Annotated in this window: 15 protein-coding genes; 14 read left to right on the top strand and 1 reads right to left on the bottom strand. The window is 38.4% G+C overall.

From position 1 onward, the window contains the following. The first annotated feature begins 19 nt into the window (after positions 1-19). The 4 genes from CVD27_RS19440 (at position 20) to CVD27_RS19425 (ending at position 5,310) form a co-directional block, all read left to right on the top strand. On the top strand, positions 20-1,300 hold the full coding sequence (locus tag CVD27_RS19440; RefSeq protein WP_101649571.1) for an ABC transporter substrate-binding protein: 1,281 nt from the start codon (positions 20-22) through the stop codon (positions 1,298-1,300). Positions 1,301-1,550: 250 nt separating this feature from the next. Further along, positions 1,551-2,510 carry a carbohydrate ABC transporter permease gene (locus CVD27_RS19435; RefSeq protein WP_101649569.1) on the top strand — a complete coding sequence of 320 codons (960 nt, stop codon included), beginning with the start codon at positions 1,551-1,553 and terminating at the stop codon, positions 2,508-2,510. Then, positions 2,510-3,328 (top strand): carbohydrate ABC transporter permease, encoded by an 819-nt coding sequence (locus tag CVD27_RS19430; RefSeq protein ID WP_101649567.1) that lies wholly within the window; start codon positions 2,510-2,512, stop codon positions 3,326-3,328. The genes CVD27_RS19435 and CVD27_RS19430 overlap by 1 nt, the downstream gene beginning before the upstream one ends. Positions 3,329-3,366: 38 nt before the next feature. Next, positions 3,367-5,310, top strand: coding sequence for a beta-galactosidase (locus CVD27_RS19425; RefSeq protein WP_101649565.1), 1,944 nt, complete (start codon positions 3,367-3,369; stop codon positions 5,308-5,310). A 164-nt stretch (positions 5,311-5,474) separates the two neighbouring features. Here CVD27_RS19425 and CVD27_RS19420 read toward each other — a convergent pair whose 3' ends face one another. Next, the gene (locus CVD27_RS19420) at positions 5,475-6,005 is read right to left on the bottom strand and encodes an ECF transporter S component (RefSeq protein ID WP_101649563.1); all 531 of its coding nucleotides are present in this window, start codon (positions 6,003-6,005) and stop codon (positions 5,475-5,477) included. A 221-nt stretch (positions 6,006-6,226) separates the two neighbouring features. On the opposite strand from CVD27_RS19420, the gene CVD27_RS19415 reads away from it, so the two are divergent. The 10 genes from CVD27_RS19415 (at position 6,227) to CVD27_RS19370 (ending at position 18,447) form a co-directional block, all read left to right on the top strand. Further along, on the top strand, positions 6,227-7,006 hold the full coding sequence (locus CVD27_RS19415) for a Cof-type HAD-IIB family hydrolase (protein ID WP_101649561.1): 780 nt from the start codon (positions 6,227-6,229) through the stop codon (positions 7,004-7,006). A gap of 110 nt (positions 7,007-7,116) precedes the next feature. Then, positions 7,117-9,027, top strand: a complete 1,911-nt coding sequence (locus tag CVD27_RS19410; protein WP_101649559.1) for a sigma 54-interacting transcriptional regulator — start codon at positions 7,117-7,119, stop codon at positions 9,025-9,027. 416 nt (positions 9,028-9,443) lie between these two features. Then, the gene (locus tag CVD27_RS19405; RefSeq protein WP_101649557.1) at positions 9,444-10,343 is read left to right on the top strand and encodes a fumarylacetoacetate hydrolase family protein; all 900 of its coding nucleotides are present in this window, start codon (positions 9,444-9,446) and stop codon (positions 10,341-10,343) included. Positions 10,344-10,417: 74 nt separating this feature from the next. Beyond that, positions 10,418-10,693 (top strand): UxaA family hydrolase, encoded by a 276-nt coding sequence (locus CVD27_RS19400; RefSeq protein ID WP_374703089.1) that lies wholly within the window; start codon positions 10,418-10,420, stop codon positions 10,691-10,693. Then, entirely contained in the window at positions 10,689-11,855 is a 1,167-nt protein-coding gene (locus tag CVD27_RS19395; protein WP_101649607.1) for a UxaA family hydrolase, read from the top strand. Before CVD27_RS19400 ends, CVD27_RS19395 begins: the two co-directional genes overlap by 5 nt. A 22-nt stretch (positions 11,856-11,877) precedes the next feature. Beyond that, positions 11,878-13,344: an alpha-ketoglutaric semialdehyde dehydrogenase GucD gene (gucD, locus tag CVD27_RS19390; protein ID WP_101649553.1), complete on the top strand. Its 1,467-nt coding sequence runs from the start codon at positions 11,878-11,880 to the stop codon at positions 13,342-13,344. A 229-nt stretch (positions 13,345-13,573) separates the two neighbouring features. Continuing rightward, the gene (locus CVD27_RS19385; protein ID WP_101649552.1) at positions 13,574-14,896 is read left to right on the top strand and encodes an MFS transporter; all 1,323 of its coding nucleotides are present in this window, start codon (positions 13,574-13,576) and stop codon (positions 14,894-14,896) included. Between the two features lie 492 nt (positions 14,897-15,388). After that, on the top strand, positions 15,389-15,802 hold the full coding sequence (locus tag CVD27_RS19380) for a DUF1641 domain-containing protein (protein ID WP_101649550.1): 414 nt from the start codon (positions 15,389-15,391) through the stop codon (positions 15,800-15,802). 35 nt (positions 15,803-15,837) lie between these two features. Further along, positions 15,838-17,016 carry an NAD(P)/FAD-dependent oxidoreductase gene (locus tag CVD27_RS19375; RefSeq protein ID WP_101649549.1) on the top strand — a complete coding sequence of 393 codons (1,179 nt, stop codon included), beginning with the start codon at positions 15,838-15,840 and terminating at the stop codon, positions 17,014-17,016. 207 nt (positions 17,017-17,223) lie between these two features. Beyond that, complete coding sequence (locus tag CVD27_RS19370; RefSeq protein WP_101649548.1) at positions 17,224-18,447, top strand: MFS transporter; 1,224 nt, start codon at positions 17,224-17,226, stop codon at positions 18,445-18,447. The last annotated feature ends 52 nt before the right edge of the window (positions 18,448-18,499 follow it).

The following is an 18,499-nucleotide window of genomic DNA, read 5'->3' as shown; positions in this document are numbered from 1 at the left end:
AAACAGGGGGCCACAAAATATGAAGAAAGCGATTTCATCTGTACTTAGCTTAATTCTTGGTATTGGTTTGTTAGCAGGTTGTAGTTCAAATGATACGGCTTCAAGCCAAAATGACACAAAGGCGTCAAAACAAGTTGAACTTAAGATTTTTATTGGACAACCACGATTTAAAAAACAATATGAAACCTATTTCGATCAGTTTGTTAAAAAGGAAAAACAGGATAAAAACATTGATGTCAAAATCAAATTGGAATTACCAAACGTAAACCAAGCTTCACAGTTATTAAAAACAAGACTAGCTTCAGGTGATAGTCCTGATATCTTTAGTCTGCATGCGATTAACGATATCCCTCTCTTTAATAAAGCTGGTTATCTAGAAGATTTATCAAAGGAACCATTTGTTGACAAGATATACGACACGGTTAAACCAGCTGTAACAACAACCGATGGAAAAGTGGTAGCCGTTCCATTGGAGACTCTACAGTGGGGATACTTATACAATAAGAAAATTTTTAATGACTTAGGTTTAAAATTACCACAGACGATGACTGAAATGAAAGAAACGATAAAAGTATTAAAGCAGCACAATGTCACACCATTTTTGTTAACTTATAAAGATGCTTACATCCCGCAATTATTTTTACCACTTACTGTAGGCGGAGATTCTAGTACGACTACTCCAGACTTCATTAAGGAAATGAATGCTGGTAAAGGCTCTTTCAAAGAGGTTAAAGACCTGTTTAATATCATGGATTTAGTCAACGCCAATGGAACGACACGTGCTTTCGAGAACGGACAAGATCAAGGGGCATCTGATTTTGCAAATGGTAAAGCGGCTATGTGGGTACAAGGGCCATGGATGGCAGATTCTATTGTAAGTGCAAATAAAGACTTTGAATTTGGCGTAGCACCACTGCCGATCAATGACGATCCAAAGGCAACATTGTTAAACTTAAGTACTTCTACATCACTTGCAGTTTCAAAAATGAGCAAAAACAAAGCTATCGCTAAGGATTTAATCAATTATATCCTAGATGATAAGGATTCTAGTAATTTCTATAAAAGCTTAGGATTTAATGCAGTTTCTAAGGTTCATACCTTTGAACCATACCCATGGCTAAAAGAATCTTCTGAATATGTTTCACAAGGTAAAGCTTATCAGGATCCTGCGATTCCATCGGCTGTTAAAGATGAATCACAAAAATTATTCCAAAGTTACCTTGCTGGCGATGCATCTAAAGCAGATGTTATTAAAGGGTTGGATCGTGCATGGGATACATTCAATAAAAACAATAAATAAATAGAACCTTCAGCCAACGATAAAGGCAGCTTTCTAGCTGTCTTTATCATTATCAAAGGCTATTTTCGCATAAATTGTTGTTTGTCGGACAAGTTTATCAACCCGTATAACTAGATGCTTCGTGGCATCTTTTCGTAAGAATATTTGCGAAAATTGCCTGAAACTTAGTTAATGGCCCTTTTAAAGGTCCAAAAACAACAATGTTTACGAAAATAGCCTTATCAAAATTAAATGACTTGGGGTGGGTGCAATGCCACAGTTAGGCAAACAAAGCAATGAAATAGCGATTAACCAGGTTCAAGCGAAAATTAGCACGAAAAGCGCTTTTCGTTTGAAAAAACAAAAAGGAACTCTTAGTTTATTATTATTTGTTCTTCCGGCCTTTATCTTTTATTTTGTTTTTCTATTAATCCCGACGGTTGGGGCAGGGTTTTATAGTTTTACTGATTGGAATGCGCTATCACAAACCTTTCATTTTGTTGGTTTTAGTAATTATATTGAAGCATTTAAAGATGACCCTGATTTTCGTCATTCCTTCTTCTTTACTTTAAAATATACGGCTTTCATGTTTGTTTTCCAGAATGTGATTGCTCTACTTCTAGCTCTTTTTATCGAAACCAGAGTCCGTACCAAAGGCTTTTTTCGAACCATTTTCTTTATGCCCAATATGTTAAGTTTAATCATTAGTGCGTTAATGTTTTCGTTTATTTTTTCGAATGTATTGCCTGAACTATCCAAAAAAGCGATTCTTCATTTCCTTGACCAGCCATGGATAGGAGACGCAAAGGTTTCTTTCTATTCAATCCTAATTGTTTCTTTGTGGCATGGGATTGGCTATATGATGGTTATTTATATGGCAGCACTCCAGGGTGTTCCGGCACACCTCAAAGAAGCAGCCATGATTGATGGAGCAAATCCATTTCAAAGACTTATCCACGTAACGATTCCTATGATTATGCATGCGGTTACGATTTGTGCCTTTTTGACATTGAATGGTGCCTTTAAAGTGTTTGATGTAGTGTATGCGCTCACAGCAGGAGGTCCGGGGAGATCGACTCAGGTTATGGCCCTAAATATTTTTGAAGAGGCATTTTCAAATAATTTTAGATATGGCTATGCCAATGCCAAAGCGATGATTCTCTTTCTCATTGTTTTAGTAATTACCTTAATCCAAGTCAAAGTGTTGAAAAAGAAAGAGGTGGAAGCATAATGAAAAAAATCTATGGGGTTATTACTACTTTTATTTTAGCCATCTTTGCAGCCATTTCGTTTTTTCCTATCTACATGGCTTTGATCAATTCCTTTAAAACACAAGGCGAAATTTTTAAATCAGTATTAAAATTGCCATCCAAATTGCACTTTGAAAATTATACAGGGATATTTGAGCAATTAGATTTATTCCACAGTGCCTGGAATACGGTCATTGTTACGGTGATTGGGTTAGCAGGAATTGTTATTTGCGGTTCATTGGCGGGGTATAAATTAGCCAGAACCCCAGGTAAATTAAGTAATATTATCTTTACATTATTCCTGGCATCTATGCTAGTACCTTTTCATTCTATTATGATTACCTTAACTAAAATTGCAAAAGGGCTCCATGTACAAGGATCCGTCTATGGCTTGGGACTTATTTACATTGGTCTTGGAGTAAATATGGCCATCTTTTTATACCACGGTTTCGTAAAAACCATTCCAAAAGAGCTTGAGGAAGCCGCAAGAATTGATGGCTGTAATGACTTTCAAATTTTTACGAAAATTATTTTCCCTCTTTTAAAGCCAATCACAGCGACCATCCTTATTTTAGATATTTTATGGCTATGGAATGACTTCTTATTGCCATTGATTATGTTGACAGATGTGAATAATTATACCCTCATGTTATCCGTTAACATGTTATTTGGGGAATACAACAGTGATTGGCCAAAAATCCTATCAGGGCTGATTATTACCGCACTGCCTGTAGTCGTGTTTTATGCAATTTTCCAAAAACACATTCTTAAGGGAATCGCAGATGGTGCAATAAAATAAAGCCATTGGTTTACTCAGTTTAGAAAGGTGAATATGCTATGAAACAATTATTATATGGCGTTGCATACTATGATGAGTACATGCCTTGCGAACGATTAGAAAAAGATATCGAGATGATGAAAGATGCAGGGATAAATGTCGTTCGAATTGCAGAATCAACTTGGAGCACTCATGAACCGCAAAACGGTGTATTCGACTTTGGTTCGGTGGACAGGGTACTGAATGCCATGCATCGTGCAGGTATCAAAGTGATCGTAGGAACACCGACGTATGCCATCCCCACTTGGATGGTGAAAGAACATCCAGAGGTATTGGCCATTACCCCGAAGGGACCGGGGAAATATGGTGCTCGGCAAATTATGGATATCACCAATCCTACTTATCTCTTTTATGCAGAAAGAATCATACGAAAGTTGATTGGACATGTAAAGGATCATCCAGCTGTTATCGGTTATCAAACAGATAACGAAACAAAGCATTATGACACTACTGGTCCGAATGTTCAGGTATTATTCGTTAAATATATGAAAGAAAAGTTTAAAACACTAGATAATATCAACAGCCAATTTGGACTTGATTATTGGAGTAATCGCATTAATAGCTGGGAGGATTTCCCTTCTGTTGTTGGAACTATCAACGGTAGTTTAGGATCGGAGTTTGCAACATTTCAACGGCAGCTTGTAACTGACTTTCTTGCTTGGCAGGTTTCTATTGTCAATGAATATAAACGTTCGGATCAGTTTGTTATGCAAAACTTCGATTTTGAATGGCGTGGCTATTCCTACGGGATTCAGCCAAGGGTGAATCATTTTGAAGCAGCAAAAGCATTTGACATTACTGGAGTGGATATCTATCATCCCTCTCAAGACGATTTAACCGGAATTGAAATTTCCTTTGGAGGAGACGTTGCTCGTTCTACAAAGGGGACCAATTATTTGGTCGTTGAAACCGAAGCACAGGCTTTTACAAATTGGGTTCCGTACCCTGGACAGTTAAGACTGCAGGCATTTTCCCATTTAGCTTCAGGAGCTAACATGGTCGCCTATTGGCATTGGCATTCCATTCATAATTCGTTTGAGACCTATTGGAAAGGGCTGCTGAGCCATGATTTTGAACCCAACCCTGTATACATTGAAGCAAAAACAATCGGAAGAGATTTTGAAAGACTCTCTCCACATCTAGTAAATCTTAAGAAAAATAATAAAGTAGCTATTCTAGTAAGCAATGAATCACTTACAGCAATTGAATGGTTTAAGTTTAATTTTTCTAGCTCAAAAAATTACAATGATATCGTTCGAATGATGTATGACGAGCTTTACAAAATGAATATTGGCTGCGATTTTGTGAATCCATCTAGTGATAATTTAGAAGATTATCAAATGATCATCGTTCCTGCCTTGTATTCTGCTCCTGATCTGCTGTTAGAACGGTTAAATGAATTTGTAAGAAATGGCGGGCATATTGTTCATACCTTCAAGAGCGGGTTTACGGACGAGCATGTAAAAGTAAGAACGACTCATCAGCCTGGGATTATTAATGAAGCATGCGGCATTTATTACAATATGTTCGTAGAACCTAAAAATGTTTCATTAAGGGATGATCCTTTTCAAGTAGGCCAGAAACAAAATACCGTGGAAACATGGATGGAGCTAATAACCCCTACCACGGCCGAGGTACTCGCTTATTATGATCATCCACATTGGGGAAAATATGCGGCTATAACCGAAAACCACTATGGTAAAGGTCTTGCTACATATATTGGATGTATACCAAGTTCAGCAATTATAAAAAAGGTATTGGAACAAGCTGTAAAAAAGGCGAATTTATGGGGTGTGGACCAAGAACTGGCCTTTCCTATAATCGTAAAGTCTGGTATTAATCCAAAAGGAAAGAAAGTTCATTATTACTTTAATTATTCTGATAACCAGAATTCAATAAAGTATCCCTATAATGACGGGGTCGAATTATTAAGCGGAAGTTAGGTTACGATGAAGCAAACTTTGGAATTAGAGCCTTGGGGAGTTTTCATTATAGAAGAGGCGTAAAGTTTCTATTCTTAAGTAACAGTATCTTATTTCCGGAAAAGAAAAAGAGGAATAAGCCGCCTGTAGGGTGGTTTATTCCTCTTTTTTTAGCATTTTCCCGCCTATATTTGCCCAGCCCTTTTCTTTAAGCGTCCTACAAGTGGTACTACAATGATGCCGGCGATTACGACCTGCATAATGTTTCCTGGGATGGAGCCGATTGGCTGTATCCAGTTACCGTAGAGCATCACTTCGGCAAAATAGTAGCCCACGATTTTTACCACTAGTGCAACTACGATTGCCAAGGTGTTTACAAAGACTCTTTTGCCGGGTACCTTTTCAGATATGAGACCCACTAAAAAGCCCATTGTACCTACGATAATGAAGGTGAATGGTGCCCATACTCCCCAGCCAGAGATCAGATCGAATAAGCCCATACCGAAAGCGCCTGCTATGGCTCCAGTTTTTTTGCCGTAAATCAGGGCTGCTAAAAAAAGAGGCACGTTTCCCAGATGGATTAATCCGCCGTTACCCATTATTGGGAGCCTTAAATTGATAAACGCTGTAGCTAAAAGTGTTAATGCGATGAAGAGCGCATTAATAACAATGGCTTTTGTTTTAGTTGTTTCTTGTGTTGAGAATGTTGAATTCATACGATAGCCTCTTTCTTTGTTATTAAAATAATATCATACACCTAATCGGATAGTTTATAAATACATAATTCTATTTATTTGCACAAGTACAAATACTGGTAAAAAGCAGTGAGTATGTAGAGTGCCATGATGGATTTTTACGATTGTTTATGTTTATATTAGTAAACAAGTACACTAAAACATAAAATAACTAGATTTTACAAGGAAAGTTGGAACCTAAAATGACTCATCAAAGCATTATTTTTTTTGATATTGATGGAACGCTGCTCAATCATGATAAAGAATTGCCTCTCTCAACTAAAGAATCTATTTTTAAATTAAAAGAACTTGGACATGAAGTAGCCATTGCCACAGGGCGAGCCCCTTTTATGTTCGAGGATTTGCGAAAAGAGTTAGACATTGATACATATGTTAGTTATAACGGGCAATATGTTGTGCTGAAAGGTAAAGAATTATATAGAAATCCATTAAAGATATCATCTCTTGAAAAGTTAACAGAAGTTGCTCTTCATAACAATCATCCGGTTGTCTTTATGGACCATGAGGATATGAAAGCAAATGTGCCAGAGCATACTTATATTAAAGAAAGTATTGCCACATTAAAAATTGGCCGTTTTCCTGCCCATGATCCGCATTATTACAAAGGAAGAGAACTGTTCCAAACGCTCCTTTTTTGTCCAGAAGGGGAAGAGAAGCAGTATGAACAAGAATTCTATGATTTTGATTTTGTAAGATGGCATCCCGTTTCAGTTGATGTAGTTCCAAAAGGTGGATCAAAAGCCCAAGGGATTAAAAAGGTAGTAGAAAGTTTAGGGATATCAGAAGAACGCCAATATGCCTTTGGTGATGGGCTGAATGATATGGAAATGCTCACGGCAATAAGAAATAGTGTAGCAATGGGGAATGCGGAAGAAATCGTCAAGTCCGTTGCAAAATATGTAACAAAATCTGTTGAAGACGATGGAATTTTGCATGGTCTTCAAATGGTAGGTTTGTTATAACTTCATGCGATGTAATTTATAAGACCAAAAAAATAAAGTTTTTATTTAAAACTTTATTTTTTTATGTTTATTTTATATAAAAGCATTTTATTAATAGAGGTGTCCACTCAATGAACGATATTCTTATCATTGCCCCCTATGAAACGATGGTAAAGCAGGCCAAAAAATTGATTGAAAGTAGTAATATACCTTTTACCGTTATTCCAGGGAATCTCAAGGAGAACATCGACGAAATTAGAACATGTATTAACCAGGGTGCAAAGATTCTTATTTCTCGTGGGGGAACCGCCCAAACATTACGTCATGCCTTCGATTTACCAGTGATTGAAATTCCTGTAACGTCTGTCGACATATTAATGGCATTAAGTAAGGCAAGTGAGAAAGGTTTTAAAAAGATCGCCTTTATCACTACTTTAAATATTTTATTTCAAGCACAGCATTTCAAGAAAATTTTTGATATAGATTTACAATTTTTGCCGTGTGAAGATGTTAACGAAATACCTGCAAAGGTCAAACATTTAATCCAAGACGAAGGCATAGAAGCAGTGGTGGGCGATGTAATAGCCACACAACAGGCGGTGGACCATGGAATCTATGGTTGTCTTTTAGAATCAGGTGCTAGGTCTCTTCAAATTGCACTAAATGAAGCATTAACGATTTTAAAATCTATTGAAAAAGAGAAGGCACGATTAAAACAACTTGAAGCTATTCTTAATTTTACGACAGAGGCAGTTCTTACAATTGATAATAACGAGAGAGTTATCGTATATAATGAATCAGCTGAGAGAATATTTGGCGTACAAAAAAATCAGGTGCTTGGGCAAAAGTTAACTGAGTGTTTACCAGAAAGTCAATTGAATAGAGTCTTATCGAAACATAACGAAGAAAAAAATATCCTTCTTAAGATTAGTGGTAAGAAGATTGTTTGTAACCGGGTTCCTATTATTATTCATGGCAGATTTCATGGGGCTGTGGCTATTTTTCAAGAAATCGGTGATATTCAAAATTTAGAAATGAACATCAGAACTCGTCTTAATGAAAAAGGTTTAGTGGCTAAGCAAACCTTCAACCAGATTCAAGGTAGTAGTACAGAAATGCTCCAATGTATACATCGAGCGAAGCAGTATGCTAGATCCAACGGTACTGTTTTGATTTATGGTGAGACGGGGACTGGAAAGGAAATCTTTGCTCAGAGTATACATAATGAGAGCAAGCGGGCTAAGGGACCATTTGTATCGGTTAATTGTGCTGCTCTGAATGAAAATCTATTAGAAAGTGAGCTTTTTGGCTATGTTGAGGGTACTTTTACAGGCGCTCTTAAAGGTGGAAAGATTGGACTTTTTGAACTAGCCCATGGTGGGACGTTATTTCTTGATGAATTGGGGGAGATCTCCCTTAATTTTCAAGCAAAACTCTTAAGGGTCTTGCAAGAAAAGGAGGTCCGTCGTGTCGGTGGCGATCGGGTGACACCAATAGATGTTCGGATCATCTGCGCTACAAACCGTGATTTACGTGAAGAGGTTCGTTTGGGAAGATTTCGAGAAGATTTATATTATCGCCTGAGTGTATTGGAGTTACAATTAGTTCCACTCCGCCAACGCAAAGAAGACATAGTCCCAATGGCTATATCCTTTTTCAAGAATGAATGTATAAAAGAGCAAAAGGTTTTGTTTTGGACACAGGATCAACTTTTTGATTGTCTAAAGAGTTACGATTGGTTCGGCAATGCACGGGAATTACAAAACTTTATCGAGAAGTTAGTAATTAGTACAGAGGAGGGTGAAGAGTTAACACCATTTAAAATCTGTGAGTTGTTAGATGAGAAAAAAGGGAAACTTTACACTAAAGATAGACAAAATCCAGACCAGTTACAGGTTACCTTTTCAAATCAATTCGAGGAAATGGAAACTCAACTTTGGAAGCAGCTTCTTGAACGTTACCATGGAAACAAGGAGAGACTTTGCAGGGATTTTGGAATAAGTAAAACTACCCTTTGGCGTAAGCTGAATTTACATAAGTGAACTCTACATTATTTCATAATTTCATGTTCGAAAATATAATGGGTGGTTTTATTACAAGGGCGGTGAACTCACGCCCTTGTTTTTTAACTAAAAAACCTTATGACATAGCTAACCTTCCATAAATGAATTTATGTGATTTCAAATTTGAAATAGTAATTTCAAATTTGAAAAATGAATTAAAAATAAGTAACTAATATAATTGGTTTCTTGCTCTTTAGTGAAAAGGAGTTATTTTTTTTGAGGCTTACCAAATCTAATTATTACAGACGCTAATTGATTATATTTTTAAAAAATTATGAAATTTTTCTTTTTTGGCACGGAATTTGCATATAAATTTTATGAGCACGACAGAAAAATAAATGGGAGGATAGCAACTAATTAAATTAACTGATTGTAAATTAAATTAGGAGGTTACTATGCGTATTATTCGTTATTTAAATGAAAATTTAGATCCCGTACTAGCTTCTTTAACCGATGAAGGGCTTATCTATTCTTTGCCGCAAAAGGACTTTCTGGAGTTAGCAAAGCAAGCAAAAGATCGAAATACTTCTATTCTTCATTTAGTTGAAAGCGTTATCTCTGTTTTGCAGCCAATTTCACAATCTATAGAAGAGCTATCATTGCTCGTTCCGATTGAAGCGGCAGAAGTGTGGGCGGCGGGTGTTACATATGAAAAGAGCAAAGATGCAAGAAATTTCGAGTCTACGGACCGAATAAATGGTTCAGCTACTTTCTATGATAAAGTCTATGATGCCAAACGGCCCGAAATCTTTCTTAAATCCACTGCTGCCAGAACTGTAGGTCCAAATGATAAGGTTTTTCTTCGAAGCGATTCTAAATGGCAAATCCCTGAACCAGAATTAGGACTTGTCATATCTAGCGGGGGAGAAATTTTAGGATATACGATTGGAAATGATATGAGCTGCCGTGATATTGAAGGGGAAAATCCACTCTATTTACCTCAAGCAAAAATCTGGAGAAACTCCTGCTCAATTGGCCCTGCCATTTTACTAGCGGAAGCAGTTAAAGATCCTTATCAGTTTGAAATTACATGCAGAATCTACCGAAATGAGGAATTAGTGGTGGAAGGAAGTGCTAATACCCGCCAATTAAAGCGGAAATTTGAAGAGCTTGTTTCTTATCTTCTGAGAGACAATCAGATTTTTAATGGCACTGTTTTATTGACAGGTACATGCATTGTTCCCCCGAATGACTTTACATTGGCGGATGGAGACCAGATAGAAATTGAAATATCAAATATCGGGGTTTTAAAAAATCCTGTACAGATGGCAAAAACAGTGGTCCCTAACTTGTAAGAAGTTATCAAACCATTTTTATATTAAAACCAATAATGGGGGAGATTTTAGTGAGTACAGCCTTTAAAACGGTAATGATGAAACCGAATGATAAAGTGGCTGTGGCATTAGAGAGTATTCCAGAAGGAAGTCACGTTACGGTCACATGCCAGGGAATGAGCTATGATGTTGAAATAAAAGAAATAATTGAATTTGGGCATAAATTCGCTATCAAGCCGATTTCTAAAGGGGAGGACATTCTTAAATATGGGGCAGTAATTGGTTCAGCCACAACGGATATCCGTTCGGGTGAACACGTTCATATTCATAATCTAGAAGGAAAAAGAGGGAGGGGGGATAAAGTTGATTAATAGAAAAAAGTTTTGGGGATATCGGCGCCCAAATGGTCAAGTTGGAGTGAGAAATCACGTATTAATTTTGCCAACAATTACTTGTGCTACGCAGGCAGCTAAACAAATTACGGAATTGGTGCAAGGGACCGTTTCTTTCATTCATCAGCATGGTTGTGCACAGGTAGGTGTGGATTATGATCAAACATTCCGTACTTATGTAGGAATGGGAGCCAATCCGAATGTTTATGGAGTGGTTGTTCTAGGACTAGGCTGCGAAACTCACCAAGCACGCAGTGTTGCGGGTGAGCTGGCTAAGACAGGAAAGCCCGTTGAAGTGGTTTCCATTCAAGACCACAGCGGGACACTTGGGGCTATTGCTGAAGGCTCAAGAATAGCAGCGAAAATGGTACAGGCGGCTTCCGCCCAAATGAAGGAACTCTGTGATTTCAGTGAGCTAATTATCGGAACAGAATGCGGCGGTTCGGATGCATGTTCTGGTTTATCAGCCAATCCAGCCGTTGGGATCGTTAGCGACATGCTTGTCGATCATGGAGGTACTGCGATATTAGCTGAAACAACAGAGCTGATTGGAGCGGAACATCTATTGGCAGAACGGGCGGTAGATGACCGGACGGCCAAGCGTGTATATGAAGTAATCGGTGCTATGGAAAACCGGGCAATCAAGATGGGGGTAGATATCCGTACAGGGAATCCAAGCCCTGGAAATATCAAGGGAGGGTTGAGTTCTCTCGAGGAAAAATCATTAGGTGCTTCTAATAAGTCCGGCAGCAGACCTTTGCAAGAAGTAATCGATTATGCTCAGATTCCATCTAAAAAAGGTCTGGTTTGGATGGATACACCGGGGCATGATATCGAGCAGCTGACAGGGATGGTAGCTGGTGGAGCCCAAATTGTTTTATTTACTACAGGAAGAGGCACACCTACCGGATCACCAATTGCCCCTGTAATCAAGATTGCGACTAATACTGGAATTTTTGAAAGAATGGAAGATAATATCGATTTGAACGCGGGAACGATCATCGAAGGCAAAGAATCGATTGAGTCGGTCGGTCAGCATATTTTTGATGAAATCGAGCTTGTTGCTTCTGGTAAACTGACAAAAGCGGAAATTCTAAAGCAGCATGATTTCGGTATTTGGCGCATTGGCCCGACATTTTAAAAAATAGAAAGGAGTTTTAATGATGACGACTGTAGTGCAGGTGAAAAAACATCTTAACTATATTAACGGAGAATGGGTATCATGCCATAGAAATAAAGTCGAGGCATCCTTTAATCCTGCCAATAAATATGAAATCGTCGGTTACTTTCAGAGCTCGACAAGGGAAGATGTTGACAGGGCAGCAGCAGCCGCTAAAAGAGCGCAAAAAGAGTGGAGCCGTCTTTCAGGAACAGAACGCGGTAATTACCTATATAAAATAGCTAATTGTCTAGAAAGGCGTCTTGATGAAGTTGCTGAAACGATGACAAGAGAGATGGGTAAAACGTTCTCTGAAGCCAAGGGAGAGACAACGCGCGGGATCGCCATTCTTCGTTACTATGCTGGAGAGGGAATGCGCAAAACAGGTGATGTGATACCATCTACTGACAGCAAAGCGCTAATGTTTACGACACGTGTTCCACTTGGAGTCGTCGGTGTTATTTCCCCTTGGAACTTTCCGGTTGCCATACCGATCTGGAAGATGGCACCTGCCTTGATTTATGGGAATACCGTGGTGATTAAACCGGCACAGGAAGCCTCTGTTACAGCTGCAAAGATTATAGAGTGTATGGATGAGGCTGGTATCCCTGCTGGTGTAGTCAATATGGTTACTGGGGCTGGTTCGGAAGTCGGTACAGCAATCGTCAACCATTCAGACGTAAACGGCATTACGTTTACGGGCTCCAATGGCACGGGGAAAAAAATTGGCCAGGCAGCTCTTGCTCGAGGAGCAAAATATCAGTTGGAAATGGGCGGAAAAAATCCAGTCATTATTGCGGCAGATGCAGATTTAGATCTTGCAGTAGAAGGAACGATCAGCGGCGGCCTTCGTTCAACAGGTCAAAAATGCACAGCTACAAGCCGGGTATTCGTTCAGTCTGAAATATATGATACATTTAAAGAGAAACTGATTGAACAGGTAAAAGAGATTATTATAGGAAACGGAATGGATGGTAAGACATGGATGGGCCCATGTGCTAGTGAAAATCAGTTGAATACCGTACTTTCTTATATTGATAAAGGGAAAGCTGAGGGAGCAAGCCTGATTTTCGGAGGTGAAAGGTACACGGAGAACGGAAGCGAAAATGGCTTTTTTGTCCAACCAACCATATTTGAAGATGTTACAAATAGAATGGTCATTGCCCAGGAGGAAATCTTCGGCCCTGTACTGGCCCTAATCAAAGTGGATACAATCGAAGAAGCTTTGGAGCAGGCTAATGATGTTGAGTTTGGGCTAAGTGCCTCCATTTATACAAGAGACATCGGTACCATGATGTCTTTCATCAATGACGTAGATGCAGGACTTGTGCGTATTAACGCTGAAACTGCTGGTGTTGAATTACAGGCACCATTCGGTGGCATGAAACAATCTAGCTCGCATTCTCGCGAGCAGGGGCAGGCAGCGATTGAATTCTTTACGGCAATTAAAACTGTATATGTAAAAGCATAGATTGATAGATTCATAAGTAGCTCCCTAAAATCTTTTTAAGATTTTAGGGGCTGGTAGTTAGTAAACCAATGATCTTATTTACAGGCTTGGGCATAAGCCAAAAATGCATGCCTCCTCTATGGGTACACAATGATAATCCTGACCTTTAATAAACGAATGAATGGAATTTTGAATTAGTAAATACTTTTATTATTTTTTTGGAAGCGATTTCAATATAGGAGGTTTTAAAATGAGAGAGATAAATCAAAAAAGGACCAACGTTCGTTGGAAGATTGCCATATTTATGTGGGCAGCCATAGCCATTAATTATTTGGATCGTACAGTCCTCTCCGCTACCACCCCGACTATAATGAAGGAATTTGGATTAAACGCAGCACAAATGGGGATTGTCATGTCAGCATTCTTTTGGACTTATGCGTTATTTCAGATTCCTGCTGGCTGGTTGGCAGATAAAGTTGGACAGAGATTCTCTCTTGCTTTAAGCGTTGCCTGGTGGTCCATTGCTACCGCATTAACAGCTGTTAGCCAAGGAATGAAGTCACTCGTCATCTTTCGTTCCTTATTGGGTATGGGTGAGGCCGGAGCATATCCAAGCAATGCTGGTGTGACTGCAAAATGGTTTCCTGACAGAGAACGGACAAGAGTTTCTGCTATTTTCGACAGCGGTTCTAAGGTGGGAACGGCTATAGCAATGCCGTTTGTAGTTTGGTTAATGACTTCCTTTGGATGGAGAGTTCCGTTTATTGTATCTGGATTGTTAGGATTGTTGTGGGTTGCCATTTGGTGGGCATATTATCGTGATCCGGAAAAGCATTTGTATGTAAACAAAGAAGAACTAACCTATATTCGTGATGGGCAGGTCAAAAAGGAAGGTCTTGAAAATGTACAGCCAATGAAATGGTATCAACTTCTAAAATATCGTAATATTTTAGCAATGTGTGTTGGGTTTTTCATGTTAAACTATGCCATTTATTTCTTTATTACTTGGTTCCCGACCTATCTTGTACAAGAACGAGGCTTCCAATTGATGAAAATGGGCTGGGTATCTATGATTCCTCCTTTATTTGGTCTAGTAGCTGAACTCTTGGCAGGGTGGTTTTCCGACCGTCTTTATGCAAAAGGATATTCATTAACTTTCGTTCGTAAATTGAATTTAGGTGGAGGTATGCTGTTGGCAACTTCGATTGCTTTTGCAGGACTAGTTAATTCACCTGTTCTTTCAATTGCTTTACTTTCCATTTCTTATGGAGGTTTAACGACTGCTGCTTGTGCAATTTGGTCACTTCCTGGGGACGTTGCGCCTGTTAATATGACTTCAGTCGTTGGTGGACTTCAAAACTGTGTCTCCAATATAGGTGGTATATTGGGTCCGATTGTAACCGGTTTTATTATTGCTACTACACACTCATTTACTCCGGCACTCATGGTGTCAGGAGCAGCTACCTTAATTGGTGCACTAACCTACCTTTTTTGGCTTGGAAAAGTTGAACCGATTGTTCCTAAAACAAATAGTAATCTTGGAAAAATAGAAAACCACTCCATGAAAATTTGAGTATCATGCAAGCTAGTTAAATAGCATTAAAAGAATAAAATAAAAATACCCGATTTCCTCTGCTTTTCCAAGGGCTAGCTTTGAGGAGTCATGGATTCAAATGGGAAAACAAGCATAGTTATCAATAGGTATGTAGATTCCCTAACCATTCTGGTAAGGTAAACCCAAAATAAACAGAGTCTCTGTCTCCTTAATGGAAAACAGAGACTCGTTTTTTTATTAGGATAATAGTTATTGCATTTAATTTTAAAATAAAATAATTGTGAAAATTCAGTAATAATATCAAAAAAGCTGTAAAATTTGAAATTAATCCTCATTTGTTCTATCATTTTATTTTGTTAAATAATATTATAATAGTGTTTATATTGTTTAGGAGAAAAAAGGCTCAGAGGATGATTTATTTTTATAAAAATGGACTTGAAAAATAGTGATACATATAGGCCATTCTATTAAAAAAATTTTACTCAGCCCAATTCGAAAGGGGAATTAGATATGGTAGAAGTTATGGACAAACCAAAGTCAGAACAAACGAAAGCAGATGTGCTTGATCAATTGTTAAATCCAGAGGTTCAGGAATCATTAACCAATTTAGTGGAGCAGCTTCCTAAATTGACTGAACTTGTGAATCTATTAACAAAGTCATATGCCTTTGCTCAATCAGTGGCAACAGATGAAGTGTTGAAAAATGATACGATTGGAGCCATTACAGAAATTGTCGAACCAATTAAAGATTCGGTGAAAGGCATTGCTGCTACAGCAATCGAAGCAAAAGACCGGGCTGAGGAGAGCAATGAAGTGATTGGTCTTTTTGGAATTTTAAAAATGCTTAAAGACCCTCAAGCACAGAAGCTTTTCCGCTTCATCAATGCTTACCTTGAAGTTTCAGCAGAACGTTCAGCTAAATAAATTTTACAGAACATTCATAAGGACGGGGAGATACTATGACAAAAAAAGTTGTTATTTTAGGTGCCGGTTACGGCGGACTATTAGCTGCAATTAATATTCGTAAATATTTAAATAAAGAACAAGCACAAGTAACGGTGGTTAATCAGTTTCATACACACCAAATTATTACAGAACTTCATCGCTTAGCTGCAGGAAGTGTTTCAGAGCAGGCGGTTGCGATGCCATTAGCAAAGCTGTTCAAAGGAAAGGATATTGATCTTAAAATTGCCAAGGTGGAGTCCTTCTCTGTTGATCAAAAAGAAGTGAAGCTATCAGATGGATCTACTTTATCCTATGATGCTTTAGTGGTAGCGTTGGGAAGTAAAACAGCTTATTTCGGTATTCCAGGATTAGAAGAAAACAGCATGGTCTTAAAATCAGCAGAAGATGCGAATAATATCTATCAGCATATTGAAGAACGTATCGCTGAATATGCAAAAACGAAAAATGCGGCTGACGCAACGATTCTTATCGGCGGTGGTGGTTTAACTGGCGTTGAGTTAGTTGGAGAAATCGCTGATATCATGCCTAAACTTGCTAGAAGCTATGGTGTGGATCCTAAAGAAGTCAAGCTGCTCCTAGTAGAAGCAGGCCCTAAAATCTTGCCAGTTTTACCAGATCCACTAATCGAACGTGCAACAGCTAGTTTAGAAGCACGTGGTGTTCAATTCTTAACAGGTCTTCCTGTAACCAATGTGGAAGGTAACGTGATTGATTTAAAAGATGGGCAAAAAATCACGGCAAATACATTTGTTTGGACTGGTGGAGTTCAAGGGAATCCTCTAGTTGGTCAATCAGGCTTGGATGTGGATCGTGGACGAGCAACTGTTAATGAATATCTTCAATCTACTTCTCATAAAGACGTTTTTGTTGTAGGTGACAGTGCGGTTGTCTTTGGTCCGGATGGACGACCATTCCCACCGACAGCACAAATTGCATGGCAAATGGGAGAACAAACAGGTTACAATGTTTTTGCTTTCTTAGAAAACAAATCGTTCAAAGAATTTTCTCAAGTAAACTCTGGAACACTAGCAAGCTTGGGACGTAAAGATGCTGTTGCTACAATTGGCGCTAACTCTATTCCGTTAAAAGGGATGCCAGCATCATTAATGAAAGAAGCAAGTAATGTTCGATACCTATCACACATTAAAGCATTGTTTAGTTTAGCTTATTAATGTTATTGTCACACATGTAGAATCATGTTATTATTAGATGAATTTAAATTCCTTTAATTTGGTCCAGAGAGGCCAAAAAGGCAAAAGTAAACTTTATATATTTTTTATGTATATAAATGCCCTTTTGTCCTTTGGATAAGAGGGCTTTTTATTTTGCCGACATCTTTTAATCTAAGTCCAGTGAGGCTTGAAAGGAGAACGGAAAAAATGGAATATCGTAAAAAAACAGTCATTGCATCAGTAGCAGGTTTAACACTAGAGGGTATGGATATTATGTTTATATCCTTCGCCATGTCCATGATTATTGCGCAGTTTCATATTGACATGGTATCTGGAGGTCTAATTTCTTCGATAACAAACATAGGAATGCTAGCTGGGGGCATGATTTTCGGTATTTTAGCAGATAAATATGGGAGAGTTAGAATATTCACTTATACGATTCTTTTATTCGCGATTGGAACAGCATTAACGGGATTAGCGGTAAATATTGAACAAGTATATATTTTTCGGTTTATTGCTGGTTTAGGTGCAGGGGGAGAATACGGAATTGGTATGGCGCTGGTAGCTGAAGCATGGCCAAAGGAAAAACAAGGACGCGCTTCTTCCTATGTTAGTATCGGTGCTCAATATGGTGTCATTCTTGCAGCTCTGCTTAGTGCTTTGATTCTTCCATCATGGGGATGGAGAGGTTTGTTTTTCATCGGATTGGTTCCAGTAATATTCGCCTTCATCGTACGTAAGAATTTAGGTGAATCACCTGTTTGGCTTGCATCTCAAAAAGAAAGACAACTTTTACCAAAACAAGGGAAATTAAAGCAATTATTTGCCACTCCAAGAACGTCTTTTACAACCATAGCTTTAGCGATTATGGCAACTGTCCAAATTGCAGGATATAATGGTTTAATGATTTGGCTGCCATCCATGCTTCAACAATCCCAAGGGTTATCCGTTTCAAACTCGGCTCTTTGGACGATTAGTACCGCTGTGGGAATGATAGCAGGGATGTTAACTTTCGGCCAATTTATGGACCGTTTGGGTGCGAAGCGCTCCTATGGTATCTTCTTATCCGCATCCGCTCTGGCAGTCTTTTTATATGCCTATGCTTCAGGTAGTACAGCTGTTTTACTTGGCGGTGCGGTGGTTGGATTCTTTTCAAATGGGATGTTCGCTGGTTATGGAGCATTAATCAGTAATTATTATCCAGTAGAAATTCGCAGTACTGCAACGAACACCATTTTTAATTTTGGCAGGGCATTAGGTGGGTTATCTCCTATTTTAGTAGGCTATATCCTGCAGCATACGAATGTTACAGTTGCCATGGGATATCTTGCAATACTGTACTGTATTTCCTTTGTTGCTATGATTAGTTTGAAAAAAGGAAAAAGTAATCAAAAACAAATGAAATTATTAACTAAAGCAGAATCATATTAAAGATGTTTGAAAGACCCAAGTGAAAACCTCACTTGGGTCTTTTGCTTTTGAA

The sequence above is a fragment of the Neobacillus cucumis genome (assembly GCF_002860255.1).
Lineage (GTDB): Bacteria > Bacillota > Bacilli > Bacillales > Cytobacillaceae > Neobacillus > Neobacillus cucumis_A.
The sequence above is the reverse complement of the archived record's forward strand: the minus strand, read 5'-3'. Positions and strand labels throughout refer to the sequence as shown.